The following is a 26,557-nucleotide window of genomic DNA, read 5'->3' on the forward strand; positions in this document are numbered from 1 at the left end:
CTACGACACCTTCAGCAGGGAGTCGTCCCGCCACTTCAGCATCTTGTCGAAGCTGACCACGGCGCCCCGGCCCGGCCGGTTGCGGAAGCGGACGTGGTCGGCCAGTTCCTCGATCAGGTGCAGGCCCCGGCCGTGCTCGGCCAGGGCCGGTCTGCGGCGGGCCACCGTCGCGGCCGGGAACCCCGGCCCCGAGTCGCTGACCTCGATGCGGCAGCGGTCCCCGTCCAGATAGGCCGTGACGTGGTACGCCCCGGTCCCGTCCGGGGATCCGCCGCCCGAGGGCGCGTCGTCGGTGAGGCCCGGGCACGGGACGGCTTCGCGGCCGCCGTGCTCCACGGCGTTCGCGCACGCCTCGCTCAGCGCCACCGACAGGTCGAAGGAGATGTCCGGGTCGACCCCCGCCGTCTCCATCGTCCCCAACAGCAGTCGCCTCGCCAGGGGCACACTCGCTGCTTCGCGCCTCAAGTGGAGAGACCACCAGATGCTCATACGGTTACCTATTGCCGCCAGGGGCCGGGGCTAAGCCCCCCAAGGCCGACAGAGCCCTCGTTCGGCCGATGCGGCGCTCCCGGGCGGCGGTGTATACGGACGCACGCCGGGCATCCGTGCGCGGGAACGCAAACCGGCTGTCGCACCTGCCGTATGCGTCGCCTAAGCCCAGTGCGATGATGGCCCGGCCATGACTGCCCCCCACGCGACGCAGGCCGGACCCGGCCTCAGGCTGATCCGGGCCGCGGTGTTCACCGCGGTCTGTGTCGTGCTGTCCGCGGCCGGGCACGCACTGGCCTCCTGCGCGACGGTGCCCTGGTGGTCCCTCTGCGCCGGCTTCCTCGCCGTCTTCGCAGGTGCGGCCGCGCTCGCCGGACGGCGTCGCTCGCTGCCCGGCATCGCCGCCGCACTGGCGGGCGGACAGCTCGCACTGCACACGCTGTTCGGCCTCGGCCAGCACAACTCGTCGGCGGGCGGCGGCACCTCCTCGGAGACCTCGCTCGCGGCGCTGGCCGCCCAACTGGTGTGCGGGGGCAACTCCGTCCCGATCCACCCGGCGGATGCCCGGCGGATCGTCGAGAGCGCCGGGCTGGACCCGGATGCCGTGGCCGCGCAGGCCGGGGCGCCGGGACACATGGCCCACGCCCACATGGGGCAGGGCCTGGTGGAACCGGCCGGCGGACTGGTGGGGCTGCTCAGCCCGGCCATGCTGATCGGGCACCTGCTGGCCGCACTCGCCGCCGGCTGGCTGCTCGGACGCGGCGACGCCGCGCTGTTCCGCCTACTCGAACTGTCCAGGCTCTCCGCCGGAGCCGGGCCGGTGCGCCCGCTGCGTGCCGCACTGGCCTACGTACGAGCCCTCGGCGCGGGCCTTCACGACCGGCCTGCCATCACCCCCCGGGCAGCGGGCGACGGTACCGGTCCCGCCCTTTCCACGGGCCGGGACGCACTCCAGCACACGGTGATCAGGCGCGGGCCGCCCACGGCATTCGCCCTCGCAGCCTGAAGCGGCACCTCTCCTCCCCGGGACTCACGACGGGAGCACCGGTGCCGCGAACTCCGTGCGCGCCGCGCGCGGAGCCACCGTCACCACAGCTTCCGTGGAGTGTTTCTGCCGTGAAGACCTCTCGTTTTTCCTTCGCCGCCGCCCTCGCCGCCGGTTCCGTCCTCCTCCTCTCCGGTACCGCCTTCGCCCACGTCGGCGTGCAGCCGGTCGGGGAGGCCGCCAAGGGCGGTTACGCGACGCTCAACTTCAAGGTCCCCAACGAGCGCGACAACGCCGCGACCACGCAGCTCGAGGTCAACTTCCCCGTGGACCAGCCGCTGACGTCCGTCATGCCGCAGGACATCCCCGGCTGGACGTCCACCGTCGAGAAGACCAAGCTCGACAAGCCGCTGACCGTGCACGGCAAGCAGGTCAACGAGGTCGTCACCAAGGTGACCTGGTCCGGCGGCAAGATCGAGACGGGCAAGTTCCAGCAGTTCCCGGTCTCCGTCGGCAAGCTCCCCGAGAACGCCGACCAGATGGTCTTCAAGGCGATCCAGACCTACGACAACGGCGAGGTCGTCCGCTGGATCGAAGAGCCCAAGGAAGGCGCCGCCGAACCGCAGAACCCGGCGCCCGTCCTGAAGCTGACCGCCGCCGGCGCCGACCACCACGACGCCGCCACGAAGCCCGCGGACGAGGCGAAGAACTCCGACGCCGACCACAAGGACGTCCACGAGGCCGCCGCCAAGAGCGGATCCGACACGACCGCGCGGGCCCTCGGCGTCGCCGGCATCGTCATCGGGCTCGGCGGCGTGGCCTTCGGCGTCGCCTCGCGCCGCCGCACCTCCTGACCCGCCCGACCTCCTGAACCGACGATCCCGCGCAGCCGGTCGGCCAACCGGGTCGGCCGGGCTCGTGGATCCACTCGTACCACCCCCGATCTCAGGGACTTTCCCATGCGCACCACACGTGTGACGCTCGCCGCCCTCGTGGCGGCGGCCGCCCTCACCCTCACCGCCTGCGGTGGCGAACCGGCCACGACCGGCCAGGTCACCCAGATCAGCGAGAACCAGGCGAAAGCCGGGTCCGCCACCGTGCTCGACCGCCCCTTCGACAAGCCGGACGTCGTCCTCACGGACACCACCGGCAAGCCGTGGAACCTGCGCGAGCAGACCAAGGGCAAGCCGACGCTCATCTACTTCGGCTACACCCACTGCCCCGACGTGTGCCCCCTGACGATGAGCAACATCGCCGTCGCCAAGAAGGCACTCCCCAAGGCCGACCAGGACAAGCTCCAGGTCGTCTTCATCACCACCGACCCGGAACGGGACAATCCCGAGTCCCTCGGCTCGTGGCTCAAGGGCCTGGACCCGGCGTTCACCGGGCTGACCGGGGACTTCGCCACCATCCAGACGGCCGCACGCACGCTCGGCATCGGTATCGAGGCGGCCAAGAAGGACGCCGCCGGCAACGTCGTCTCCATGCACGGCGCGCAGGTCATCGCCTTCTCGCCCAAGACCGACGAGGGGTACCTCCTCTACGGCGAGAGCACGACCGTCGATGACTACACCAAGGACCTGCCGAAGGTCGTCAAGGGAGAGAACCCGTGAACGCCCGCACCACCCGCACCCTCGCCGCCGTCCTCTCCCTGACGGCCGCGCTCGCCATATCCGGCTGTTCCTCGGACTCCGACTCGGCTTCGGGCGACGCTCCGAAGCTGACGGTCAGCGGGGGCTACATGCCGGAGCCCGTGAACGACCAGATGGCCGGCGCGTTCATGGTCATCAAGAACGACTCCAAGACGGCCGACAAGCTGACCGGTGCCACGAGCCCGCTCTCCGACGATCTCCAGGTCCACGAGACCAAGGATCAGAAGATGCAGCAGGTGCACTCCATGGACGTGCCCGCGAACGGCGAGCTGAAGCTGGCGCGCGGCGGGAACCACATCATGTTCATGGGGCTCAAGAACACCCCCAAGGTCGGCGACAAGGTCACCGTCGAACTGCGCTTCGAGAAGTCCGGCCCGGTCAAGGTCGAGCTGGACGTCAAGGAGCGGACGTACAAGGCTCCGACATCCACCGATGGCACCGCCCACTGACGGACCGAGGGACTGACACGCCATGACGGCCACCGCCCCGACCCCATCCACGGCCCGCGTCCGTGCCACGGCACTCCTGCCGCGGCTCACGCTGGTCCTCGCCGCACTGCTGGCAGCCTTCTTCGCCGCTGCCGCGCCGGCCTCGGCACACGCCGCGCTGACCGCGAGCGACCCCACGGACGGGGCGGTGGTCGCCACGGCGCCCGCCCAGATCACCCTCTCCTTCTCGGAGGGGGTCGCCATGAACGGCGACTCCATCCGCGTCCTGGACCCCCGGGGCAAGCGCGTCGACACCGGTGAACTGCGCGACCTCTGCAGCGGGAACCTCATCCGCTACGGCACGGCCCTGCGTCCCGGACTGCCGGACGGCACCTACACCGTCGCCTGGCAGGCCATATCCGCGGACAGCCACCCGGTCTCCGGCGCCTTCACCTTCTCCATCGGAGCCCCCTCCGAGACCGACGTCTCACTGCCCTCGCGAACGGCGGGCGACGGTCCCGTCGCCGTCGCCTACGGCATCGCGCGCTACGTGGCCTACGCCGGGTTCGCCGTGCTCGTCGGCGCCGCCGCCTTCATCCTCCTGTGCTGGCGCCGGGGCGCCGCGCAGCGGCCCATGCAGAGGCTGGTCGTACGCGCCTGGGTCGCGCTCACCGTGGCCACCTTGGTGATGCTGCTGCTCCGCAACCCGTACACCGGGTCGGGGAACTTCGCCGACGCCTTCGACCTCTCCGGGCTGAAGGCCGTGCTGGAGACGAAGTCCGGGGCCTCGCTCGTCTCGCGGCTGCTGCTCCTCGGCGCCGCCGCACTGTTCATCACCGTGCTCTTCGGCTCCTATGCCCGGCGTCACACGTCGGCGGGCACGGACGGGACGGACGACAAGGGCGGCACGGACGGCACGGACGGCACGGATGCTTCCGTCGCCTCCGAAGAGGACGCCAAGGGGGAGAGCGACCTCGTCTTCGGCCTCGGCATCGGCGGGACCGTCGTCGCCGGCGGCATCGCCGCCACCTGGGCGCTGTCCGAGCACGCCTCGACCGGCATCCAGCCCGCACTCGCCATGCCCGTCGACATCCTGCACCTGCTGGCCGTCGCCGTGTGGCTCGGTGGACTCACCGCGCTGCTCGTCGCGCTGCACAAGGTCCCCGGGATCGAGCGCACGGCCATCCGGCGCTTCTCCACCGTCGCCTTCACCAGCGTTGTCGTCCTGGCCTGCACCGGCGCCTACCAGTCCTGGCGGCAGGTCGGCAGTTGGTCCGCGCTGACCGGGACCGATTACGGCCGGCTACTGCTCGTCAAGATCGGCCTCGTCGGCCTCGTCGTCGCCATCGCCTACACCTCCCGGAAGTGGACCGCGCGGCTGGCCGGGGGCCCGGGCGAGAGCGAAGGGGAGGGGGAGGGGAAGGACGCCTCCGATGTTTCACGTGAAACATCGCCCGTGACGGTCACCCCGGCCACCACCGCCGGGTCCGGTGCCGGAATCTCCGACAGCGGCGCCTCCGGCACCCTCGCTTCCGACCCCCGGCGCGCCGCGCAGCTCGCACGCCAGAGCGCCGCCCGGCGCACCGCGCGGGAGAAGCAGGTCCGTGACGCCGACCCGGACCGCGCCGGCCTGCGCCGGTCCGTCCTCGCCGAGGCGGGTGTCGCCGTGGTCCTGCTGGCCGTCACCACCATCCTCACCAGCACCGAGCCCGGCCGTGCGGCGGAGCTGGAGGCCGGGCGCGGCTCCACCGCCACCGCCGTTCCCGACCGCGCGGTCAAGGTCACGCTGCCCTTCGACACCGGTGGCCAGAACGGCAAGGGTTCGGTCCGGCTCCAGCTCGACCCGGGCCGCGTCGGTGCGAACACGCTCCACGTGTGGGCCGAGACCCCCGACGGCAAGCCGCTCGATCTGCCCGAGCTGAGGGTGTCCTTCACCTTGGAGGCCAAGGAGATCGGCCCTCTTCCGGTCCTCCCCGAGCGCGCCGCTCCCGGTCACTGGACCGCATCGGGCGTCCAGCTGCCGCTGACCGGCGACTGGCGGATCGACGTGACGGTCCGTACCTCCGACATCGACCAGACGACCGTCCAGAAGAACGTGAAGATCGGCTGACCAGCGTGACCCAGAACAGCGAGACGACCGAGAGCACCAAGAACACCAAGACCGGCGAGAGCGTCGAAAGCACCGGGAGCGGCACGGAACTCCCCGGCATCGAGATCTCCCGGCGCCGTCTACTGGGCACGGTCGGCGCTGCGGGCGCCGCCGGGCTCGCCCTCGGCGCCGCCGGCGGAGCCCTCGTCCAGTCCGGGGTCAAGGGGTCCGGTACGGCCGGCTCCGGCGCCTCTTCCGGCAGCCTCGGTGCGACCCGGGTCGCCTTCGACGGGGATCACCAGGCCGGCATCACCACACCCCTCCAGGCCAAGGGACACGTACTCGCCTTCGATCTGGCGCCCGGTGCCGGGCGCACCGAGGCCGCCGCGCTGATGCGGCGCTGGTCCGATACCGCGCGGCGGCTGACGGCGGGCGAGACCGCACCGGTCGCCGACACCGGCATCGCGCTCGGCTCCGGCCCCTCCTCCCTCACGGTGACCTTCGGCTTCGGGCACTCCTTCTTCGAGCGCACCGGCCTCGCCGCGCGCCGTCCGGCCGCCCTCGACCCGCTGCCGGACTTCTCCGCCGACCGGCTCGACCCGCAGCGCAGCAACGGCGATCTCTGGGTCCAGATCGGCTCCGACGACGCGCTGGTCGCCTTCCACGCGCTGCGCGCGCTGCAGAAGGACGCCGGAGAGGCCGCCCGGCCGCGCTGGCAGATGAACGGCTTCAACCGTTCTCCCGGTGCCACGGCCTCGCCCATGACCGCCCGCAACCTCATGGGCCAGGTCGACGGCACCAACAATCCGAAGCCCACCGAGGCCGACTTCGACCGGCGGGTCTTCGTCCAGGGCGCCGTGCCCGCGGAGCACGCCTGGATGGTCGGGGGCTCGTACGCCGTCGTACGCCGCATCCGTATGCTCCTCGACCACTGGGACCAGCGGTCGCTCGCCCAGCAGGAACAGGTCATCGGCCGTACGAAGGCCACCGGCGCCCCACTGACCGGCGGCGATGAGACCACCGCCCCGGCCTTCGACAAGATCGGCGCCGACGGGAAGCCGGTGATCCCCTCCAACGCGCATGCCCGGATCTCCGCTCCCGCTCAGAACGGCGGAGCGGCCATGCTCCGGCGTCCCTTCTCCTTCCACGACGGGATCGCCGCCGACGGAACCCCGGACGCGGGGCTGCTCTTCATCTGCTGGCAGGCCGATCCGTCCCGCGGTTTCGTCCCCGTCCAGCGCAAGCTCGACCGCGGCGACGCCCTGTCGGAATTCATCCGGCACGAGTCGAGCGGCCTGTACGCGGTGCCGCCGGGCGCGGGCGCCGGGGAGTACGTGGGGCAGCGGCTGCTCGAAGGGTGAACAGGCCAGGTGGCGTCCGGGCCCCGGCATTAGGCTGATCGCATGTCGGCCACCCGCTTCACCTATCTCGGTCCCGAAGGCACGTTCACCGAAGCCGCCCTTCGCACCCTGCCCGAAGCCGCGACCCGGGAGCTCGTCCCGATGGTTTCGGTCCCGGCCGCTCTGGACGCCGTGCGCAACGGCGAGGCCGCGGCGGCCCTCGTCCCGATCGAGAACTCGGTGGAGGGCGGGGTCACCTCGACCCTGGACGAGCTGGCCGCCGGCGTACCGCTGATGATCTACCGCGAGGTGCTGCTCCCCATCGCGTTCGCGCTCCTGGTGCGTCCCGGGACCAAGCTGTCGGACGTCAAGACCGTCACCGGGCACCCGGTCGCCCAGCCGCAGGTGCGCAACTGGCTGCGGTCCAATCTGCCCGACGCCCTGTGGGAGTCGGCGGCGTCCAATGCCGACGGTGCCCGGCTGGTCCAGGAGGGCCGCTTCGACGCCGCCTTCGCGGGCGAGTTCGCGGCCGCCACCTACGGACTGGTCCCGTTGGTCACCGAGATCCACGACGCGCAGAACGCCGAGACCCGCTTCGTGCTCGTCGGGCGTCCTGCCCGTCCGGCCGCGCCGACCGGCGCCGACAAGACCTCCGTCGTGCTGTGGATGGGCGACGACCGGCCCGGCGCGCTGCTGGAGCTGCTCCAGGAGTTCGCCGTCCGCGGGGTCAACCTGATGCTGATCCAGTCCCGTCCGACGGGTGCGGGCATCGGCAACTACTGCTTCGCCGTCGACGCCGAGGGGCACATCTCCGACCGCCGGGTCGGCGAGGCGCTCATGGGCCTCAAGCGCACCTGCCCCCAGATCCGGTTCCTCGGCTCCTACCCGCGCGCCGGTGTCGCTCAGGGTGACGTCCAGGCCGCCCGGGCCGGCACCTCCGACAGCGAGTTCACCGCGGCCTCGGACTGGCTGACGCGTTGCCTCGACGGGCGCCCCTGACGCTCTGTCCACTGTCCACAGAGTTATCCACAGGTATCGGTGGGGACCTGGGGACAAGTCGACAGAGCAACACGACAAGGTCGACAAATCGGTCGGGTGGCGCAGGTTTCGCGCTGACGAGCGGGAGGTGAACGGCGTCACCCCTGTATCACCGATCAACTCTTTGGGGCGAGTCATTCCCACCCGAATGAGTGTGTGAGGGTGGTTTGAACCCTGATTGGGCCCGCTCGCTCCACAGCCGGGATTGATCTATTCCTGTGTCCACAGATCCCGCACACAGCCTGTGGATAAGCCGGTCGCCTGGGGAATTCCTGTGGACAAGGAAGACCCTTCCACCCTGCTCAGAGGCTGCCCGATCGCTGCCGGGGCGCCCCATTTCGGGGAATGGGGCCGGTTTTATCGGGCTCCGCGGAAGGGGTGCTTCCACTCTCCCGCCCGAAGTTTTCCATTCGCGGCAATTAGGACAAAGCGACACGCAGCGTGATATCGGTGCGATCCCCCGAAGCCCGGCCCGGTAGCCTGGAGGGGTGATTGACCTCCGGCTGCTCCGTGAAGACCCTGACCGTGTCCGCGCCTCGCAGCGCGCCCGTGGAGAGGACGTCGCCCTCGTCGACGCACTGCTCTCCGCCGACGAGCGCCGCAGGTCCTCCGGCATGCGATTCGACGAACTCCGCAACGAGCAGAAGTCGCTCGGCAAGCTCATCCCCAAGGCCTCTCCGGAGGAGCGGGCCGAGCTGCTGAAGAAGGCCGATCAGCTCAAGCAGGACGTCAAGGCCGCCGAGGCCGAGCAGAACGAGGCGGACGAAGCCGCCAAGCAGCTGCTCCTGCGCCTCGGCAACGTCGTCCACACGGACGTGCCCGTCGGCGGTGAGGAGGACTTCGTCGTCCTCGAGACGCACGGCACCATCCGCGACTTCGGCGCCGAGGGCTTCGAGCCCAAGGACCACCTCGAGCTCGGTGAGTCCCTGGGCGCCATCGACGTCGAGCGCGGCGCCAAGGTCTCCGGCTCGCGCTTCTACTACCTCACCGGTATCGGCGCCCTGCTGGAGCTCGCCCTCGTCAACGCGGCCATCGCCCAGGCCACCGAGGCCGGCTTCACCCCGATGCTCACTCCCGCGCTGGTCCGCCCGCGCGCCATGGAGGGCACCGGCTTCCTCGGCCAGGCCGCGGAGAACGTGTACCACCTGGAGGGCGACGACCTCTACCTGGTCGGCACCTCCGAGGTCCCGCTCGCCGCGTACCACATGGACGAGATCATCGACGCGGACAAGCTGCCGCTGCGCTACGCCGGCTTCTCCCCGTGCTTCCGCCGCGAGGCCGGCACGTACGGCAAGGACACTCGCGGCATCTTCCGCGTCCACCAGTTCGACAAGGTCGAGATGTTCTCGTACGTCGCGCCGGAGGACGCCGAGGCCGAGCACCAGCGCCTCCTGGACTGGGAGAAGCAGTGGCTGACCAGCCTGGAGCTGCCGTTCCAGGTCATCGACGTCGCCACCGGCGACCTGGGCGCCTCCGCCTCGCGCAAGTTCGACTGCGAGGCGTGGATCCCCACCCAGGGCAAGTACCGCGAGCTGACCTCCGCCTCGAACTGTGACGGCTTCCAGGCGCGCCGCCTGTCGATCCGCTACCGCGACGGCAAGAAGACCGCTCCGCTGTCCACCCTGAACGGAACCCTGTGCGCGGTCCCGCGCACGATCGTCGCCATCCTGGAGAACCACCAGCAGGCCGACGGCACGGTCCACGTTCCCCCGGTGCTCCGGCCCTACCTGGGCGGTCGGGAAATCCTGGAGCCGATCGCCAAGTGAGCACGGCCCCGTTCCCGTACAAGCTCGTCGCGACCGACCTCGACGGGACGCTGCTGCGCGGCGACGACACCGTCTCGGAGCGCACCCGTGAGGCCCTCCTCGCGGCCACCGCGGCGGGCGCAGCGCACATCATCGTCACCGGCCGCGCCGTGCCGTGGACCCGGCACGTCCTCGACGACCTCGGCTACAAGGGCATCGCCGTCTGCGGTCAGGGCGCGCAGGTCTACGACGCGGGCGCACACCGGCTGCTGACCTCGGTGACGCTCGACCGGAAGCTGGCCGCGCTGGCTCTGGAGAAGATCGAGGCCGAGGTGGGTCCGCTGGCGATCGCCGCCAGCCGGGACGGAGTCGAGGGCGAGGTGCTCATCGGCCCCGGCTACCAGGTCCAGGAGGGCCTCCCCGCGATCTACCTGGAGGACACCGCCGAGGTCTGGTCGGCTCCGCTGAACAAGCTGTACATCCAGCACCCCGAGCTGGACGAGGACGCCCTCGTCCGGGTGGCCCGGGAGACCGTGGGCAGCCTGGTCGGCATCGTCATGGCCGGTCCGGGTGTCGTGGAGATCCTGCCGCTGGGGCTGAGCAAGGCCACCGGCCTCTCGCTGGCCGCGCGCCGGCTGGGCGTGAAGGCGGCGGAGACGATCGCCTTCGGCGACATGCCCAACGACATACCGATGTTCGGCTGGGCCGCTCACGGAGTGGCGATGGCCAACGCGCACGCGGAGCTCAAGGCGGTGGCGGACGAGGTCACCACCTCCAACCAGGAGGACGGTATCGCCGTGGTCCTGGAGCGTCTGCTGGGCGCCGCCTAACCGGGTGTGAGACGAACGGAAGGTCCGGAACGGCCCGCGCCGCGAGGCGCGCTCGAAGTGGCTGTTCCGGACCTTCTTGTTGCTCCCCGCACGGCTCACTCTGCCTCTGCCGCACGCCTCGTACCAGTGAATTTCCCTGCGTCAGCGGGGGTCGCGGTGCGGGTTCGGGTAGCGGGTCAGCGGCCAGGCGAGGAGACCGACGGCGAGCGCGATGGCGTGGCCGAAGTCGGTGAAGGTGCCGCCGCTGACGAGCGGGAGCCCGAAGAACGCCACGGACCCGGCCAGGTAGAGCCAGCGCCAGGGGCCGGGCAGGCGGTACGTGAGCACTCCGACGGCGGTCGCGAGTCCGTAGCTGACGCCGATGTCGACGACGTGGACCATGCTGCGCGGGGCGCGGTGGTCCTGGATGGCCATCAGGACCAGCTTCTGGCTGATCAGCGTGGCCGTGATGTGTCCGGTCGCGATGATGAAGAGCCAGCGCAGGGTGCCGAGCCAGCGTTCGACGTTGGCCTGGAAGACCTCGAAGAGGACGAAGTAGAGCGGGAGCGAGGCCGGGTCCTCGATCCAGAACGCGCTGCTGAGCAGGGCCCGCACGGGGTGCCGGGCGAGCTCGTGGATATTGCTGCTGTTGCGGTGGAGCAGGACGTGTTCGAGGTGGTCGGGCACGATGACGACCACGATGCTGGTGACCGCGATGATCAGCAGCCATATGTGGGTACCGGGCGCGGAACGTATCCAGGACCGTACCGGCCTGGACGCTTCGGGCTCGGTGTACTCGATCATGCACCGATGATCTCGCGCAAAGCTGTGCCCCGCCTGGCCGGTGGGCCGGGCGGGGCACTGTTTCACGTGAAACATCCGGGGCCGGAGCCGCCGGGGACGCCGGTGCGGACGTTCTACTCCTCGCCCGCCAGGGTCAGGCGGCGGAGCCTCTGTCCGGCGTAGAAGGTGGCGCCGACGGTGACCGCCACGAGCAGGATCACCGCGGTGGGCAGCCCGACGGTGGCGTCCACGTACCCCTCACCGGCGACCTTCTGCGCGAGGGTCAGCGACCACTGCTGGACGCTGAGGGTCTTGGCTCCGTCGACCAGGCTGCCGAAGAGCGACTCCCAGATCAGGGCGTAGACCAGGCCGAAGACCACGGCGTGCCGGCTGACGGTGCCCAGCAGCAGGAACAGGGCGCTGTAGGCGACCGAGGCGACGAGGGCGGCGACGGTGTAGGCGACGGCGATCTGCTGGCCGTTGCCGTTGAGGATGTAGCCGGCGATCAGGGTCGGGATCGCGGAGAACACCATGGTGACGGCGATCGCGACGGTCAGCTTCGTCATGATGATCGTCGGGCGCTTCACCGGCTTCGAGAGCAGGTAGACGATCGAGCCGTCGTCGATCTCCGGGCCGATGGCTCCGGTACCGGCGATGACGCCGATCAGCGGGACCATCGTGGCCAGGGCGAACCCGCCGAGGAGATCGGCGGCGACCTTGTCGTCGAGGCCCGTGAAGGCGCGCACGGCGATGGAGATGGCGATCAGCAGGACGGGCAGCGCACAGAGGATCAGTGCGCGGCGGCGGCCGAGCAGGGCCCGGTAGGTGAGCCGGGCAACGGTGGGGTTGTACATGGGTGCCAGCTCCTTCAGGCCGAGACGAGGTAGGAGAAGACCGACTCGAGGGACTCGTCGGAAGGCGAGACCGTCAGCAGCCGGATGTCGTGCTCGCGGGCGACCCGCGGCAGCAGCTCGGTGAAGCGCCCGAAGTCGACGGCCTGGATGCGCAGGGCGCCTTCCTTGAGGTCCACCTCGATCCCGGCGGTGGACGGGTCGGCGATCAGGGCCGCGGCGAGGGCACGGTCGTCGGAGGAGCGGACGAGGTAGCGGTGCGGGCGGTCCGTCATCAGGCGGCGGATCTTGCGGAAGTCGCCGGAGGCGGCGTGCCGGCCGGCGACGACCACCTCGATGTGGGAGGCGAGCTGTTCGACCTCTTCCAGGATGTGCGAGGAGAACAGCACGGTGCGGCCGTCGTCGCCCATCCGCCGCAGCAGCTCCATGAGCTGCATGCGCTGGCGCGGGTCCATGCCGTTGAACGGCTCGTCGAGCAGGAGCACGGAGGGGTCGTGGACCAGGGCGGAGGCCATCTTCACGCGCTGGCGCATGCCCTTGGAGTACGTGGAGATCTTGCGGTCCTGCGCGTACTCCATCTCGACCGTGGCCAGGGCCCGCTGGGCGGCCGCCTCTTCGAGACCGTGGAGTTCGGCGTTGGCGACGACGAACTCCTTGCCGGTGAGGAAGTCGTACATGGCCTCGCGCTCGGGCACGACACCGATCTGCTTGTAGACCTGCTCGTTCTGCCAGATCGCGGTGCCGTCGAGGGTGACGGTGCCCGTGGAGGGCGCGAGGAAGCCGCCCATCATGTTGATGAGGGTGGACTTGCCGGCGCCGTTGGGGCCGAGCAGGCCGGTGACGCCGGGACCGATGCGCATGGTCACGTCGTTGACGGCGACGACGTTCCCGAACCAGCGGGAGGTGTGGTCGATGTCGATGATGCTCACAGCCCGGCCTTCCGGTAGCGGGCCATCAGGGCGGCGTAGGAGCCGGCGATGAGGCCGAGGATGACGAGCAGGTAGACGAAGCCGGCGGCGCCCGAGGGACCCGCGCCGCCGGGGAAGCCGGAGTCGGCGCCGAGGAAGGCGGTCTGCAGGCCGTCGAGGAGGCTCATCGGGGAGAACAGGCCCAGCCACTCGATGGCCCCGGTCGAGCCCGTCTCGTGGGCGATGGCCTGGACGACCGACACGGCGCCGTAGGGGATCAGGAGCACGGCGATGATGGCGGCGACGCCGAAGCCGCGGCGCGGGGTGAGCGCGGCCATGACCAGGCCGAGGCCGGAGAAGAGCAGTGACAGCAGCAGTACCGACACCAGTGCCTGCCCGAATCCCTTGGTCTGGTCGCCGAAGTCGAACTTCGCCAGGAGCGCGCCGATCCACATGATCAGCAGCGGGGTGGCGGTGAGGATGAACAGGGCCGAGGCCATGGCAGCGAACTTGGCCACGACGTAGTCGACGCGCTCGATGGGCCGCGAGAAGTAGAGCGGCACCGTCTTGAAGCGCAGGTCCCGGGAGACGGACTGCGGGGCCTGGGAGGCCAGGTAGAGGTAGACGATCACCTGGGTGGTGACCGCGTACGTCGTGTACTTGATCGGCAGCGAGGTGGAGCCGGGTACCGCGATGGCCACCGCGACCATGATCAGCGCGGGAACGCACATCACCGCGAAGAGCAGCATCGGCAGCACCTTGGACTTGGCCGAGCGGCCGAGTCCGTAGGCGCCGCGCAGCGACTGCGCGAAGAGCGACTTGCGGGCGTAGGAGCGGCCGAGCCGGGGGCCGTCGTAGGACCGGTAGCCGATGTTGTGGATCTGGGTCGAGGTGTCAGGCGCCATCGGAACCGGCTCCCTTCTGCTGGGTGGCGGCCCAGGCGGCGGCCTGGGCGGACTGGGCTGCGAACTGTTCGGCCCGGGCGGCCGCCGCGTCGCTGTCGCGGAAGACCTCCGCGATGTGGTGGCGGCGCTGTTCCATGCGGACCAGCCCGATGCCGAGATCGGCCACCGTGTCGCGGACGGTGTCGTACGTGGCTTCTCCGGTGGCTTCCACCAGGAGGATGTGGCCGGCTCCGGGCAGGCCCGCCTCCTCGCCCGCGTGCAGGGTCACTCCCGCTTCGGTGAGCGCCTTGCGCAGGGCGGCGGTGCCGTCCGGGTGGGCGTCGGAGTCGGTGACCTCGACCGCGAGGGTGGTGGTGATCTGGGTGAAGTCGCTGGTGGAGCTGGAGCGCAGCAGCTTGCCGCCGTCCACGACCACGACGTGGTCGCAGGTCCGCTCCAGCTCGCCGAGCAGGTGGGAGGTGACCAGGACCGAGATGCCGAAGTCGGTGTAGACGCGGCGGATCAGGCCCAGCATCTCGTCGCGGCCGACCGGGTCGAGGCCGTTGGTGGGCTCGTCGAGGAGGACCAGCTGCGGGTCGTGGACCAGCGCCTGGGCGAGCTTGACGCGCTGCTTCATGCCGGTGGAGTAGCCGCCGATGGGGCGGTACCGCTCCTCGTACAGCCCCACGTGGCGCAGGGTGTCCGCGGTGCGCTCGCGGGCGGCGGTCGGCGGGAGCCCCGACATGCGCGCCATGTGCACGACGAACTCGGTGGCCGAGACGTCGGGGGGCAGGCAGTCGTGTTCGGGCATGTAGCCGACGCGCTCGCGGATCGCGCTGCCATGGGTGGCTACGTCGAGTCCGAGCACGGCGGCGGTGCCCTCGGTGGCGGGGGACAGTCCCAGCAGAATCTTGATCAGCGTGGACTTGCCGGCTCCGTTGGCACCCACGAGCCCGGTAACTCCGGGTCCGATGTCCAGGGAGAGCCGGTCGAGGGCGGTCACTCGGGGGTACCGCTTGCTCAGGCTTTCGGTCGCGATGACAGTCACGTGAACGACGTTAGTGGCGTACCGGGCCCGGATCGTCAGACCTGGAGCTGGATCCCTTCTCCGCCTTCAGGACTACGGACCCCGACATAAGGCTGACGTAGGGCTGATGCGTACCGGACAAGTTTGTCCACAGGTCCGTGCACGGGCCTTGACGTGATCTCCAGTCATTGTCACATTCATCAGTGTCAAGTTACGGGCGCGTACGGCTACATGGACGGACGGCTGGCATGACTGGGGACACCAGGCAACGCACGAAGCGACGCACCACGGAACTCTCCGCCGAGCTGCGCGGGTTCAAGGAGGTGCAGCGGCTCTCCTACGAGTGCGCGGAGGCCGTCGCGGGGCAGCTGCGCCCCGGCGTGACCGAGCGCGAGGCCGCGCGGATGCAGCGCGACTGGCTGCGCGAGCGCGGGGTGCGGGACTGGTTCCACATGCCGTTCGCGTGGTTCGGGGACCGGACCGCCTTCACCAACTTCAAGATCCCCCTGCAGTTCTTCCCGACGAACCGGGCCCTGGAGCCGGGGATGCCGTTCATCCTCGACATGGCCCCGGTCTACAAGGGCCACACCGCGGACATCGGGTACTCGGGCAGCCTCGGCCTCAACCCGGTGCAGGACCGGCTCATGTCCGATCTGCAGGCGCACCGCGTGCTCATCCTCGACCAGGTCCGCGAGCGCCGCTCCCTGCGCGACATCTACGAGGAGGTGGAGCGGCTGATGATCGCCCAGGGGTACACGAACCGGCACCGGGCCTACCCCTTCGGCGTCATCGCGCACAAGATAGACCGGGTCAAGGAGCGGAGCTGGGCCCCGACCGCGTTCGGATTCGGCACCCAGGCCCTGAAGGGGCTGGCCTCCGACGCCCTGCGCGGACACCGCGAGGGCTGGTCCCCGCTGTGGAGCCCGTACCGCTTCTCCGACCACCCGCCGCAACCCGGCCTGTGGGCGGTGGAGCCGCACCTGGGCTTCCGGGGCACCGGCGCGAAGTTCGAGGAGATCCTGGTCGTCACCGACTCCCGGGACCCCGAGGAGAGCGCGTACTGGCTGGACGACGATCTGCCGCACGTGCGGCGCTGGGCTGAGGAGAAGGCGGCATGAGCGCAATGACGGACGCGGGCCTGGCGGGCGGGCGCGAGCGCCGGGTGAGCACCGGCGGGGTCGAGCTGTGCGTCGTCGAACTCGGCGACGCGAACCGGCCGACCGTGGTCTTGGTGCACGGGTACCCGGACAGCAAGGAGGTCTGGTCGCAGGTCGCCGAGCGGCTGGCCTCCCGTTTCCACGTCGTGCTCTACGACGTACGGGGACACGGACGCTCCACCGCGCCGCAGCCGCTGCGCGGCGGGTTCACCCTGGAGAAGCTGACCGACGACTTCCTGGCGGTCATCGACGCCGTCAGCCCGGACCGCCCGGTGCACCTGGTCGGCCACGACTGGGGCTCCGTACAGGGCTGGGAGTTCGCGACGGTCGCCCGGACCGAGGGCCGGATCGCCTCCTTCACCTCGATGTCGGGGCCCTCCCTGGACCACTTCGGACACTGGATCAAGAAGCGGATGGCCCGGCCCACCCCGCGCCGGGCGGCCCAGCTGCTGAACCAGGGCGCCAAGTCCTGGTACGTGTACATGCTGCACACGCCCGTACTGCCGGAGCTCGCCTGGCGCGGTCCGCTCGGCAAGCGCTGGCCGAAGATGCTGGAGCGGCTGGAGAAGGTCCCGGCCGGGGACTACCCCACGGCCTCCCTGCCCTCCGACGCCGCACACGGTGCCTGGCTCTACCGGGACAACGTCCGGCCCCGGTTGCGCCGGCCGCGCGCCGACGCGTACGCCCACGTACCGGTGCAGCTGATCACCCCCACCGGGGACGCCTTCCTCTCCGAGCGGCTCTACGACGATCTTGAGCTGTGGGCCCCGGACCTGGTGCGCCGCACCCTGCCGGCCAAGCACTGGGTGCCGCGGACCCGGCCCGACCAGCTGGCCGCGTGGATCACCGAGTTCGTCACCTCCCGGGAGGAGCCCGCCACGCGGGCACCGGAGCAGAAGGCCCCGGGCCGGTACGCGGACCGCTTCGGCGGCCAGCTGGTCCTGGTCACCGGAGCCGCCAGCGGCATCGGACGGGCCACCGCCTTCGCGTTCGCCGAGGCCGGCGCCCGTGTGGTGTGCGTGGACCGGGACGCCGACGGAGCCGCCCGTACCGCCGACATGGCGCGCCTGGTCGGCTCCCCGCAGGCCTGGGGCGAGTGCGTCGACGTCAGCGACGAACAGGCCATGGAGAAGCTCGCCGAGAAGGTCGCCTCCGAGTACGGGATCGTGGACGTCCTGGTCAACAACGCCGGGATCGGCCTCTCGGGACCGTTCCTGGACACGACCGCCGAGGACTGGAAGAAGGTCCTCGACGTCAACCTGTGGGGCGTCATTCACGGCTGCCGGCTCTTCGGCAACCAGATGGCCGAGCGCGGCCAGGGCGGGCACATCGTCAACACCGCCTCCGCCGCCGCCTACCTGCCGTCCAAGACGCTGCCCGCGTACAGCACCTCCAAGGCGGCGGTGCTGATGCTCAGCGAGTGCCTGCGGGCCGAGCTGGCCTCGAAGTCGATCGGGGTGTCGGCGATCTGCCCCGGCATCGTCAACACCAACATCACCGCCACCTCCCGCTTCGCCGGAGTGGACGAGGCCGAGGAGAAGCGGCGCCAGCAGAAGTCCTCGCGCCTCTACGGGCTGCGCAACTTCCCGCCGGAGAAGGTCGCGGACGCGATCCTGCTCGCCGTCGTGAAGAACCAGGCCGTGGTCCCGGTGACCCCCGAGTCCAAGGGCGCCCTGTGGATGTCCCGGTTCGCGCCGGGGACCCTGCGGCGGTTCGCGAAACTGGAGCCCAAGCTGTGAGCGGGGCGGCCCTGGGCAGGGCTGCCCAGGGCCCGATCGCACCGCGCCGGGTGGCCTTCGACTGGAAGACCACCCCGCTGCACTGGATACCGGACGAGCCCACCGCCACCCACGTCATCAACGTGCTGCACCTGCTGCTGCCGGCCGGTGAGCGGTGGTTCGTGAAGGTCTTCAAGGAGGCCCTGCCCCTGGTCACGGACCCGCGGCTGCGCGGCGACGTGAAGGGGTTCATGGGCCAGGAGGCCACGCACAGCGTGCAGCACTCCTACGTCCTGGACCACCTCGCCGAACAGCGGCTGCCCACCGAGGCGTACACGAAGTACGTGGACTTCCTCTTCGAGAAGCTGCTGGGGGAGACCCCGCCGTTCGGTGCCCCGATCACCGCGCAGGAGTGGCTGCGCTTCCGGCTCGCGCTGGTCGCCGCGATCGAGCAGTTCACGGCGGTCCTCGGAGACTGGGTGCTCGACGCCGAGGGGCTGGACGCGGCCGGAGCGGACGAGGTCATGCTCGACCTGCTGCGCTGGCACGGCGCGGAGGAGGTGGAGCACCGCTCGGTCGCCTTCGACATGTACCAGCACTGCGGCGGAGCGGGCCTGCCCCGCTACGCCCGCCGGGTCGGGGGCATGGCCGTGGTCGCGCCGGTCATGGGCTGGCTGTGGATCGCGGGGGCCTCGTACCTCCTGCGCAACGACCCCGAACTGCGCGGACGGACCCGCTATGCGCTGCGCGAGCACAACCGGTCCGTGGCCAAGGGTCTGCTGCCCACTTGGAGAGAGCTCGGCACGGCCATACCCCGCTACCTGCGGCGGTCGTACCATCCCTCGCAGGAGGGCTCGCTGCGCAGGGCGGTCGAGTACCTCGCGGCTTCACCTGCCGCCCGGTCAGCTGCGGGCGCGGTCGGCCGAGCCGCCATGTCGTAGGGAGCCGGGATTGTCCGAGCAGGCAGTAGCCGAGTACCGGATCGAGGATCTGGCGCACCACAGCGGTGCGACCGTCCGCACGATCCGGGCGTACCAGGACCGCGGTCTGCTGCCGAAGCCGGAGCGGCGAGGCCGTTCCAACGTCTACCGGGACACGCATCTGGCGCGGCTGCGCCAGATCGCCGACCTGCTGGACCGCGGGTACACCCTGGCCTCGATCAAGGAACTGCTGGAGGCCTGGGACGCGGGCCGCGGCCTCGGCGGGGTCCTCGGGCTGGTGGCCGAGGTGCACGGGCCGTGGACGGACGAGGAAGCGGCCCGGATAAGCCGCGACGAGCTGAACGAACGGTTCGGCGGCATGCCCGACGACGAGGCGGTCGGCGAGGCGTGCGAACTGGGCGTGCTGGAGCGGATCCCGGGTCGCCCGGACCAGTTCCTCGTACCGTCTCCGCAGGAGCTGTCCGTGGCGGCCGAGCTGTACGCCGCGGGGGTTCCGCTGCCTGCGATCACCGGTCATCTGCGGGAGCTGCGCGGCCAGGTGGAGCTCATCGCCTCGCGCTTCCTGGAGTTCACCACGGAGCACGTCTTCGCCCGGTACCTGGGGGCCGTACCCCCCACGGACTCCGACGCGGCCGAGGCGGCGACGATGGTACGCAGACTGCGGCCGCTGGCGCAGCAGACGGTGGACGCGGAACTGGCCCGGGCGATGCGCCTCTTCGCGACTCGGCACCTGCAGCGCCACCTCGGGGCCGTCGGAACCCAGCAGCCGTCCGGTCCGGCTCCGGTGGCCCTGCCTGCGGAGACCGTACGGGCGGTGCAGGAACTGGTGGGGCCCGACCATGTGGCGGAGTTCGTCCGGGCCGCCACGGAGCGGGAGTTGCAGGCCCGGACCATGAACGATCTGGCCAGCCGCGGCGGCCGGTAGTGCTCGCTCAGTAGTCCACAGCCCGGATCACGCTTTTGTCGGTGAAACCGACACAAAGGGCTGTGGACAAGTCCGCCCGACCTGTGGGGAACCCGTCCCGGGGCGTCAGACGACGGCCTGGAACGCCGGTCCGGGCGTGCTGGTTTCGGCCACCGGAATGCTGGTGCTGACGGTATCGATGGTGCTGCTGGTGCCGGCGGTGCTGCTGGTGTTGGCAGTGCCCGTGGCGCCAGCCGCGGCGGAGCCCGCGCCCGCGCCCGCCCGTCCGGTGGTCCCGTAGAGCACTGCCGCGAGGACCAGGCCGAGGATCCCGCCGACGAGCTGGGCGGCGACGAACCCCGGCAGCGACTGCGGGGCGATGCCGGTGAAGGAATCGCTGAAGCTGCGCCCGATGGTGCCGGCCGGGTTCGCGAAGGACCCGGAGGAGGTGAACCAGATCGCGGCGGCGATGTAGGCGGCGACCGCGGCCGGGATCAGCTTCGGCCGGCCGATGCGACCGAGGCCCTGGATCACCAGGACCAGCCCGGCGGTGGCCACGACCTCTCCGACGAGCAGGTGTCCGCCGTCGCGGACCTGGGTGGAGAAGGCTCCGGGAACGCGGCCGAACATCGCTTCCGCGAGGACCGCGCCGGCTATGGCCCCGGCGGTCTGGGCGGCCACGTAGACCAGGGCCTCCCGACCTCCGGCTCCTTCGCCACCGCTGCGCCGCCCCCACCAGGCCGTGAGGGTGACCACCGGGTTGAGGTGGGCGCCCGAGAGCGGCCCGAAGAGCGTGATGATCAGCCCGAGCCCGATGGCCGAGGCGAGCGAGTTGGCGACCAGGGCGACGCCCGTATCGGAGGTGAGGGCCGCGGCCTGGATTCCCGATCCGATGACGACCACGAGGAGGGCGGCGGTGCCGACGAGCTCGGCGGTGGCCCGCCGAGACAGAGACAGAGACGCACTATTTGTCATACTTTTCTTCCCCTTGAGTGGCAGTTCAGCGGAAAATGTATTCCGTATCTTGGAAACGCGATAGAGGGAGTCCAGGTTCGGAAGAAGGGCGAAAAATCGCTGCGCCGGACCCGGCCGAGCCGTCACGCTGGGCGAATGGATGACAAGCGCACCGTCAAGGTGTCCAAATACGTCTCGAAACACCTCCGCCATCAGCCGGAACGCATCGGACTGGTGCTCGACCCGCAGGGCTGGGTGGAGATCGACGAGCTTCTGAACGCCACCGCCGCCCACGGCTTCCCCATCAGCCGGGCCGAGCTCGACCACGTGGTCGCCGCCAACGACAAGCAGCGCTTCGCCGTCGACGGCAGCCGAATCCGCGCCAGCCAGGGGCACACCGTCCCCGTGGACCTGGGCCTGCCGGAGGCCGAACCGCCCGCGTACCTGTACCACGGCACCGTCGCCGCCGCCCTGGACGCGATCCGCGCCGAGGGGCTGCGCCCGATGGCCCGCCACCACGTCCACCTCTCCCCGGACCGGGAGACCGCGACCCGCGTCGGCGCCCGGCGCGGCCGGCCGATCGTCCTCGCCGTGGACGCGGGAGCGATGCGCGCCGCGGGGCACGTCTTTCGGGTCAGCGCCAATGGGGTGTGGCTGGCGGACTCGGTGCCGCCGCAATTCCTTCGGTTCCAATAAGCGTAATGATCTTCGGAGAGGCTCCGGCGGGCTCCGGAGAAGCCCCGAAGGCGCCGGAATTCACGGAGGGATTGTCAGATCATCCCCCTACCCTGTTCCTCACTCCGGGATCTGTGAGGGGGGTACCTCGCGGTCGCCGAACAACCCGTACCAGCACGCGAGGTGACACCCCATGACGTCCGAAGAGCCCCATCCGAACACCTTCCAGGTCGACCTGCGCGGCCTGGTCGACCTGCTCTCCCATCACCTCTACTCCAGCCCCCGCGTGTACGTCCGCGAGCTCCTCCAGAACGCCGTCGACGCCGTCACCGCCCGCCACGCCCTGGACCCCGGCGCCGAGATCCGCATCCGGCTGTCGGCGACCGGAAACCGGGTGACCATCGAGGACAGCGGCATCGGCCTGACCGCCGACGAGGCCCACTCCCTCCTCGCGACCATCGGCCGCAGCTCCAAGCGCGGAGGCCCGCACGGCCTGGAGACCACCCGTCAGGAGTTCCTCGGGCAGTTCGGCATCGGACTGCTCGCCTGTTTCGTCGTCGCCCGCGAGATCCGCGTGGTCACCCGCTCCGCCCGCGATCCGCTGGCCGCGCCCGTCGAATGGCTGGCCACGGACGACGGCTCCTACACCGTCCGCGAACTCCCCTCCGACGCCCGCCCGGAGCCCGGCACCACCGTCGTCCTGGAAGCCCGCCCCGGCGCCGAGGAGTGGACCGTCCCGGCCAAGGTCGAGCAGCTGGCCCGCGACTACGGCTCCCTGCTGCCCTACGACATCACCTTCGACGACGGCTCCGCCGCCGGGCCCCGCCCGGTCACCGACCGGCCCGCCGTCTGGGACCGGCCCTTCCCGACCCCCGCGGCCCGCCGCGTCGCGCTCGCCGGGCACTGCGCGCAGCTCTTCGGTTTCACCCCCCTCGACAGCATCGACCTCGACCTTCCCGTGGCGGGAGTGCGCGGAGTCGCGTACGTCCTGCCCGAGCCGACCAGCCCCGCCCACCGGTCCGGACACCGCGTCCACCTCAAGGGCATGCTGCTGACCGACAAGGCCGACAACCTGCTGCCCGACTGGGCGTTCTTCGTCCGCGCCGTCCTCGACACCGACACCCTGCGGCCCACCGCCTCCCGCGAGAACCTGTACGACGACGAAACCCTGGCCGCCGTCCGCGAGGCCCTCGGTGCCCGCGTCCGCGCCTGGCTCGCCGAGCTGGCCACGAGCGAACCCGAGCGGCTGGCCGCCTTCCTCGCCGTCCACCACCTCGGGGTGAAGTCGCTGGCCCGGCACGACGCCGAGCTGCTCGGCCTGATGCTGCCCTGGCTGCCGTTCGAGACCAGCGACGGTTCGATGAGCCTGGAGCAGTTCGCCGCCGCGCACACCGAGATCCACTTCACCCGGACCGTGGAGGAGTTCCGCCAGATCGCCCCGATCGCGGCGGCCCACGGTCTCGGAGTCATCAACGCCGGCTACACCTACGACGCCGACCTGCTGGCGCTGCTGCCCGCCGTCCGGCCCGAGCTCAAGGTCACCGAGCTCGACGCGGGAGCCGTCACCGAGCGGCTCGATCCGGTACCGACCTCCGCCGAACTGGCCCTGGCCCCCTTCCTGGCCACCGCCCGGACCCGCCTGGAACCGCAGAGCTGCGACGTCGTCCTGCGCGCCTTCCAGCCCGCCTCCGTCCCCGCGCTCTACCTCGACGACCGCCAGGCCCGTCAGGAGCGCGACCGCACCGCCGCCCTCGAAAGCGCCGACTCGCTGTGGAGCGGCATCCTCGGTTCGCTGCGCGGCTCCGCCCCGCGCGCCCGCCTCGTGCTCAACCACAACAACCCGCTCATCCGCCGGATCGCCGCCCTCCCCGACGAGGCCCTGACCGGCACCGCCGTCGAATCGCTGTACGGCCAAGCCCTGCTGAGGTCGCAGCGGCCCCTGCGCGCGGCCGACACCACCCTGCTCAACCGGGCCTTCCTCGGACTCCTGGAATGGGCGACACATCCCGTCAGCAGCCCGGACGGCACCGGCACCGGCACCCAGGAGGAGCAGAAGTGAGCACGATGACCCGCGAGGAGATCGAGCGCGCACTGGCCGAGAACCGCCAGGCTCCGGGCGGGACCGCGCGCAACGCGCACGCCGAGGCCCTGTGCACCGCCGCCGAGGCGACCGGGGACCGTCCGCTGTTCCGTGCGGCTCTGGACAACCTGATCAACGCCTACCTGTACAGCTCCGAGTCGCCGAAGATGCTCGTCCCCTTCGCCCGGCTGCTCCAGGAGTACGACAAGGACCCCGGCGCCTTCGACGAGTGGGACACCCATTCGCTGTTCTGGCAGTTCAAGTGGATCGCCGGCGCCATCGCCAACTCGCCGGAGATCTCGCTCGAGTCGGCCACCGGCTGGCTGGACGAGATGGAGCGCCGCTACCGGATCGCCGGCTACAGCGAGCGTCCCGTGCGCGAGTCCGAGCTGTGGCTCGCCGACTCCACCGGCGACGACGCGCGGGCCGGACGCGCGTACGCCCGCTGGCAGGCCGCCGAGCGCGACGACATGAGCGACTGCCACGCCTGCGAACTCAACGGCCAGGGCCAGTACGCCGCACTGCGCGGCGACGATGCCGAGGCCCTGGAAGTCTGGCATCCGGTGCTGTCCGGCGAGCAGTCCTGCGCCGAGGAACCCCACCGGGTCCTGGCCGCCTCGCTGCTGCCGCTGCTGCGGCTCGGCCGGTTCGACGAGGCCCGCTCGGCGCATCTGCGCGGATACCGCCTGGCCCGGGACAAGGAGAGCCTGCTGCCCTCGGTGGGGCGGCACATCGAGTTCTGCGCCCTCACCGGGAACGAGTCCCGGGGCCTGGAGATCCTGGCCGAGCACGCGGGGCACGTGGCCCCGCTCGCCAACCTCTCCGACCAGCTGGCCTTCCACGGGGGAATTCTCGTCCTGCTGCGCCGGCTGACGGAGCTGGGCCACGGGCAGAGCCCCACCGTCCCCTTCGACGGCAGCCCGTGCACCGTGTCCGAGCTGTACGAGGCGCTGCACGGAGGCTCGCTCGACATCGCCATGTGGTTCGACGCGCGCAACGGCTCCACCCGGGTCTCCGAGCGGTTCCTCGCGCGGATCGGCGCGGCCCCGGTGACCGCGGTCCTGCCGCTGGGCGTACGAAGCTCCGCGCTCGCGGCGCTCCCGCAGCCGGTCCCGGTTCCGGCCCCCGAGGCGGCCCCGGCCGAGGGATTCGCGGAACTCGTGGAACGGGCCAGGGCCGCACGCGACATCGGGCACCCCGGCGCGGACGCCCTCTGGGCGAGGGTCGCCCTGCGCCCCGAGGCGACGGACGGGTCCGATCCGCTGGCCACCGCCGATGTGGCGGACCACCAGGCCCTGACGGCCGCTCGGGCCGGCGCCGCGAACGCGCCGGAACTGCTGGCCGCCGTACGCGAGCGCTACCGGGAGCTGGGGCTCGCGCAGCGCGCCGCGCTGGCCGAGCTGCGGCTGGCGACCGTGGCCGCGCAGTCGGGCGCCGGGGCGGGGGAGCTGCGCGAGTTGCTGGCCGTCGCCCTGCGCGCCGCCGAGGCGCTGGACCCGGACGAGCCGCTGCGGACCCGGCGGATCGCCCTGGCGGAGCTGACCGGGATCCGAGTGGAGTCGTACCTGCGCTCGGTCGAGGCCACCGAGGACCCCGGACACGGGCACGGCGGCGGCCACGGCCACGGCCACGACACCGAGCACGGGCATGGTGAGCTGGCCGCCGAACTGGCCGCCTTCGCCGATACCTACGGCGCGGTCCTGCCCGACCTGGCGGGTGAGGCCGAGGAGATGCTGGGCCGGCTCGCCCTCTCGCAGGGCGACCCGGAACGTGCCGTGACGCTGCTCGCCGACTCCGCCGAGCGGTCGGTGGCCCTGGCCCGGCCGTGGCTCGCCGTGGACCCCCTCGTGCTGCGGGCCGGCGTACTGATGTCGCTGGACCGTGCGGCCGAGGCCGAGGAGTCCGCCCGCGCCGGGCTGACGCATGCCGCCGAGGTGACCGACCCCGAGGCGCAGGGCGTCGTACGGCTCACCCTCGCCGACATCCTGCTGGGACGCGGCGAGGCCGACGCGGAGGCCGCGCGGCACGCTCTGGAGGCGGCGCACTGGTTCGACCGGGCCGGGCTCACCGCCGACGGCGGCGCCCAGGCGCGGCTGCTGCTCGCCCGGTGCCACGCCCGTGAGGGCCGTACCGCCGAAGCGGCCGAGGTACTGCAGTCGACGCTGCCGGACCTGCTGGAGCACGGCGCGGGCCAGGCCGTCTCGGTACGGGAGTTCCTGGGCGAACTGCTGCGCGAACTGCACGACCCCCGGGGCGCGGCCGAGCAGTACCTGCTGGCGGCGGAGCTCGCCGAGGACTGGGAGGACCCTCGTCCGCAGGCGAGCTTCGCCCAGACCGCCGCCGATCAGCTCTCCGAGGCAGGGCTGGTGCCGGAGGCCGTCGCCGCGTACGAGCGTGCCCTGGAACTGCGCAGGCGGTCGAAGGACGCACCGGTCGCCGAGGTACGGATCCTGCGGTCGCTGGCCTGGCTGGGGCTGCGCGAAGAGGTCACCGACGCGGCGGTCGCCGGGGCCCGGGCCCGGATGGACGAGGCGGCCGGGGTGCTGACCGCCGCGCTCGCGCAGGACCCCGACGGCCCCGGGGCCCCCGAGGCACGGGCCGAACTCGCCGAGACCTGGAACCAGCTCGCCCAGGTGCTCGACCGCCGGGTGCGCGCCGACGAGGAGGCGCGGGAGGAGAACGGGGAAGCGGAGGACGGAAAAGCAGAGGACGGGCGAGCAGAGGACAGCGAAGCGGAGGACGGAGAAGCGGAGAACCGCGGCTCGGGGTCCGCCGAACCGCTGGGCGCGGCGGAGCTGGAGGCGCTGCGGCTGGAGGAGATCCTCCTCTGGGAGCGGGCCGCCGCCCTCCATGCGGAACTCGGCCCGGAGCACCTGCAGGCCCGGTTCCAGTGCGTGAACAACGCCGCCTGGACCGAGCACGAGCTGGGCCGGCCCGAGGCCGGCGCCGCCCGGGTCTCGGTCCTGGCGGCCGAGGTCCGCGCGCTGCCCGAAGGCGTGGCACCTGAGTGGCTCCTCGAGAGCGCCGAACGCACCGCGGAACACCTGCTGCGCACCTCTTCCTAGGTGGCCCGCCGCCGTCGTCCCGGGGCCCGGGACGA

Annotated in this window: 23 protein-coding genes; 16 read left to right on the forward strand and 7 right to left on the reverse strand. The window is 71.3% G+C overall.

What is annotated here, in order from left to right:
- Nucleotides 1-489 carry an ATP-binding protein gene (locus ACFYYB_RS28725; protein WP_389438621.1) on the reverse strand — a complete coding sequence of 163 codons (489 nt, stop codon included), beginning with the start codon at nucleotides 487-489 and terminating at the stop codon, nucleotides 1-3.
- A gap of 190 nt (nucleotides 490-679) precedes the next feature.
- Between ACFYYB_RS28725 and ACFYYB_RS28730 the strand changes: the two genes are divergently transcribed.
- From ACFYYB_RS28730 to ACFYYB_RS28770, 9 genes are all read left to right on the forward strand, one after another.
- Complete coding sequence (locus ACFYYB_RS28730) at nucleotides 680-1,495, forward strand: hypothetical protein (RefSeq protein WP_389438623.1); 816 nt, start codon at nucleotides 680-682, stop codon at nucleotides 1,493-1,495.
- A gap of 110 nt (nucleotides 1,496-1,605) precedes the next feature.
- A complete protein-coding gene (locus tag ACFYYB_RS28735) occupies nucleotides 1,606-2,328 on the forward strand; it encodes a YcnI family protein (protein WP_389438624.1) in 723 nt (240 codons plus the stop codon).
- Nucleotides 2,329-2,433: 105 nt separating this feature from the next.
- Nucleotides 2,434-3,087 (forward strand): SCO family protein, encoded by a 654-nt coding sequence (locus ACFYYB_RS28740; protein WP_389438626.1) that lies wholly within the window; start codon nucleotides 2,434-2,436, stop codon nucleotides 3,085-3,087.
- Complete coding sequence (locus ACFYYB_RS28745; RefSeq protein WP_389438628.1) at nucleotides 3,084-3,575, forward strand: copper chaperone PCu(A)C; 492 nt, start codon at nucleotides 3,084-3,086, stop codon at nucleotides 3,573-3,575. The genes ACFYYB_RS28740 and ACFYYB_RS28745 overlap by 4 nt, the downstream gene beginning before the upstream one ends.
- A 22-nt stretch (nucleotides 3,576-3,597) precedes the next feature.
- On the forward strand, nucleotides 3,598-5,664 hold the full coding sequence (locus ACFYYB_RS28750; RefSeq protein WP_389438629.1) for a copper resistance CopC/CopD family protein: 2,067 nt from the start codon (nucleotides 3,598-3,600) through the stop codon (nucleotides 5,662-5,664).
- Between the two features lie 5 nt (nucleotides 5,665-5,669).
- The gene (gene efeB / locus ACFYYB_RS28755; protein ID WP_389438630.1) at nucleotides 5,670-7,004 is read left to right on the forward strand and encodes an iron uptake transporter deferrochelatase/peroxidase subunit; all 1,335 of its coding nucleotides are present in this window, start codon (nucleotides 5,670-5,672) and stop codon (nucleotides 7,002-7,004) included.
- A gap of 42 nt (nucleotides 7,005-7,046) precedes the next feature.
- Nucleotides 7,047-7,982: a prephenate dehydratase gene (pheA, locus tag ACFYYB_RS28760; protein ID WP_389438632.1), complete on the forward strand. Its 936-nt coding sequence runs from the start codon at nucleotides 7,047-7,049 to the stop codon at nucleotides 7,980-7,982.
- 527 nt (nucleotides 7,983-8,509) lie between these two features.
- A complete protein-coding gene (gene serS, locus ACFYYB_RS28765) occupies nucleotides 8,510-9,787 on the forward strand; it encodes a serine--tRNA ligase (protein ID WP_389438633.1) in 1,278 nt (425 codons plus the stop codon).
- A complete protein-coding gene (locus ACFYYB_RS28770) occupies nucleotides 9,784-10,596 on the forward strand; it encodes an HAD family hydrolase (protein WP_327305803.1) in 813 nt (270 codons plus the stop codon). Before serS ends, ACFYYB_RS28770 begins: the two co-directional genes overlap by 4 nt.
- A 141-nt stretch (nucleotides 10,597-10,737) precedes the next feature.
- On the opposite strand, the gene ACFYYB_RS28775 is transcribed toward ACFYYB_RS28770, so the two are convergent.
- The 5 genes from ACFYYB_RS28775 to ACFYYB_RS28795 form a co-directional block, all read right to left on the reverse strand.
- Entirely contained in the window at nucleotides 10,738-11,379 is a 642-nt protein-coding gene (locus tag ACFYYB_RS28775) for a rhomboid-like protein (RefSeq protein WP_389438634.1), read from the reverse strand.
- A 113-nt stretch (nucleotides 11,380-11,492) separates the two neighbouring features.
- Nucleotides 11,493-12,212 carry an ABC transporter permease gene (locus ACFYYB_RS28780; RefSeq protein WP_389438635.1) on the reverse strand — a complete coding sequence of 240 codons (720 nt, stop codon included), beginning with the start codon at nucleotides 12,210-12,212 and terminating at the stop codon, nucleotides 11,493-11,495.
- Between the two features lie 14 nt (nucleotides 12,213-12,226).
- Nucleotides 12,227-13,138 carry an ABC transporter ATP-binding protein gene (locus ACFYYB_RS28785; protein ID WP_389438636.1) on the reverse strand — a complete coding sequence of 304 codons (912 nt, stop codon included), beginning with the start codon at nucleotides 13,136-13,138 and terminating at the stop codon, nucleotides 12,227-12,229.
- Entirely contained in the window at nucleotides 13,135-14,022 is an 888-nt protein-coding gene (locus ACFYYB_RS28790; protein ID WP_389438637.1) for an ABC transporter permease subunit, read from the reverse strand. Before ACFYYB_RS28790 ends, ACFYYB_RS28785 begins: the two co-directional genes overlap by 4 nt.
- On the reverse strand, nucleotides 14,012-15,049 hold the full coding sequence (locus ACFYYB_RS28795) for an ABC transporter ATP-binding protein (protein WP_389438638.1): 1,038 nt from the start codon (nucleotides 15,047-15,049) through the stop codon (nucleotides 14,012-14,014). The genes ACFYYB_RS28790 and ACFYYB_RS28795 overlap by 11 nt, the downstream gene beginning before the upstream one ends.
- A 227-nt stretch (nucleotides 15,050-15,276) precedes the next feature.
- On the opposite strand from ACFYYB_RS28795, the gene ACFYYB_RS28800 reads away from it, so the two are divergent.
- The 4 genes from ACFYYB_RS28800 to ACFYYB_RS28815 are packed head-to-tail and all read left to right on the forward strand — an operon-like array spanning nucleotide 15,277 to nucleotide 19,769.
- The gene (locus ACFYYB_RS28800) at nucleotides 15,277-16,146 is read left to right on the forward strand and encodes a M24 family metallopeptidase (protein WP_389438639.1); all 870 of its coding nucleotides are present in this window, start codon (nucleotides 15,277-15,279) and stop codon (nucleotides 16,144-16,146) included.
- A 5-nt stretch (nucleotides 16,147-16,151) separates the two neighbouring features.
- Complete coding sequence (locus tag ACFYYB_RS28805) at nucleotides 16,152-17,924, forward strand: SDR family oxidoreductase (protein ID WP_389439021.1); 1,773 nt, start codon at nucleotides 16,152-16,154, stop codon at nucleotides 17,922-17,924.
- Nucleotides 17,921-18,844, forward strand: a complete 924-nt coding sequence (locus ACFYYB_RS28810) for a metal-dependent hydrolase (protein WP_389438640.1) — start codon at nucleotides 17,921-17,923, stop codon at nucleotides 18,842-18,844. Before ACFYYB_RS28805 ends, ACFYYB_RS28810 begins: the two co-directional genes overlap by 4 nt.
- 10 nt (nucleotides 18,845-18,854) lie before the next feature.
- Nucleotides 18,855-19,769 (forward strand): MerR family transcriptional regulator, encoded by a 915-nt coding sequence (locus ACFYYB_RS28815; protein ID WP_389438642.1) that lies wholly within the window; start codon nucleotides 18,855-18,857, stop codon nucleotides 19,767-19,769.
- A gap of 105 nt (nucleotides 19,770-19,874) precedes the next feature.
- Here ACFYYB_RS28815 and ACFYYB_RS28820 read toward each other — a convergent pair whose 3' ends face one another.
- Nucleotides 19,875-20,723, reverse strand: a complete 849-nt coding sequence (locus tag ACFYYB_RS28820) for an aquaporin (protein ID WP_389438644.1) — start codon at nucleotides 20,721-20,723, stop codon at nucleotides 19,875-19,877.
- 135 nt (nucleotides 20,724-20,858) lie between these two features.
- Between ACFYYB_RS28820 and ACFYYB_RS28825 the strand changes: the two genes are divergently transcribed.
- The 3 genes from ACFYYB_RS28825 (at nucleotide 20,859) to ACFYYB_RS28835 (ending at nucleotide 26,522) form a co-directional block, all read left to right on the forward strand.
- Nucleotides 20,859-21,398, forward strand: coding sequence for an RNA 2'-phosphotransferase (locus ACFYYB_RS28825; RefSeq protein WP_389438645.1), 540 nt, complete (start codon nucleotides 20,859-20,861; stop codon nucleotides 21,396-21,398).
- 172 nt (nucleotides 21,399-21,570) lie between these two features.
- On the forward strand, nucleotides 21,571-23,436 hold the full coding sequence (locus ACFYYB_RS28830; protein WP_389438646.1) for an HSP90 family protein: 1,866 nt from the start codon (nucleotides 21,571-21,573) through the stop codon (nucleotides 23,434-23,436).
- The gene (locus ACFYYB_RS28835) at nucleotides 23,433-26,522 is read left to right on the forward strand and encodes a tetratricopeptide repeat protein (protein WP_389438647.1); all 3,090 of its coding nucleotides are present in this window, start codon (nucleotides 23,433-23,435) and stop codon (nucleotides 26,520-26,522) included. The genes ACFYYB_RS28830 and ACFYYB_RS28835 overlap by 4 nt, the downstream gene beginning before the upstream one ends.
- The last annotated feature ends 35 nt before the right edge of the window (nucleotides 26,523-26,557 follow it).

This window comes from Streptomyces sp. NPDC002886 (assembly GCF_042888445.1).
Lineage (GTDB): Bacteria > Actinomycetota > Actinomycetes > Streptomycetales > Streptomycetaceae > Streptomyces.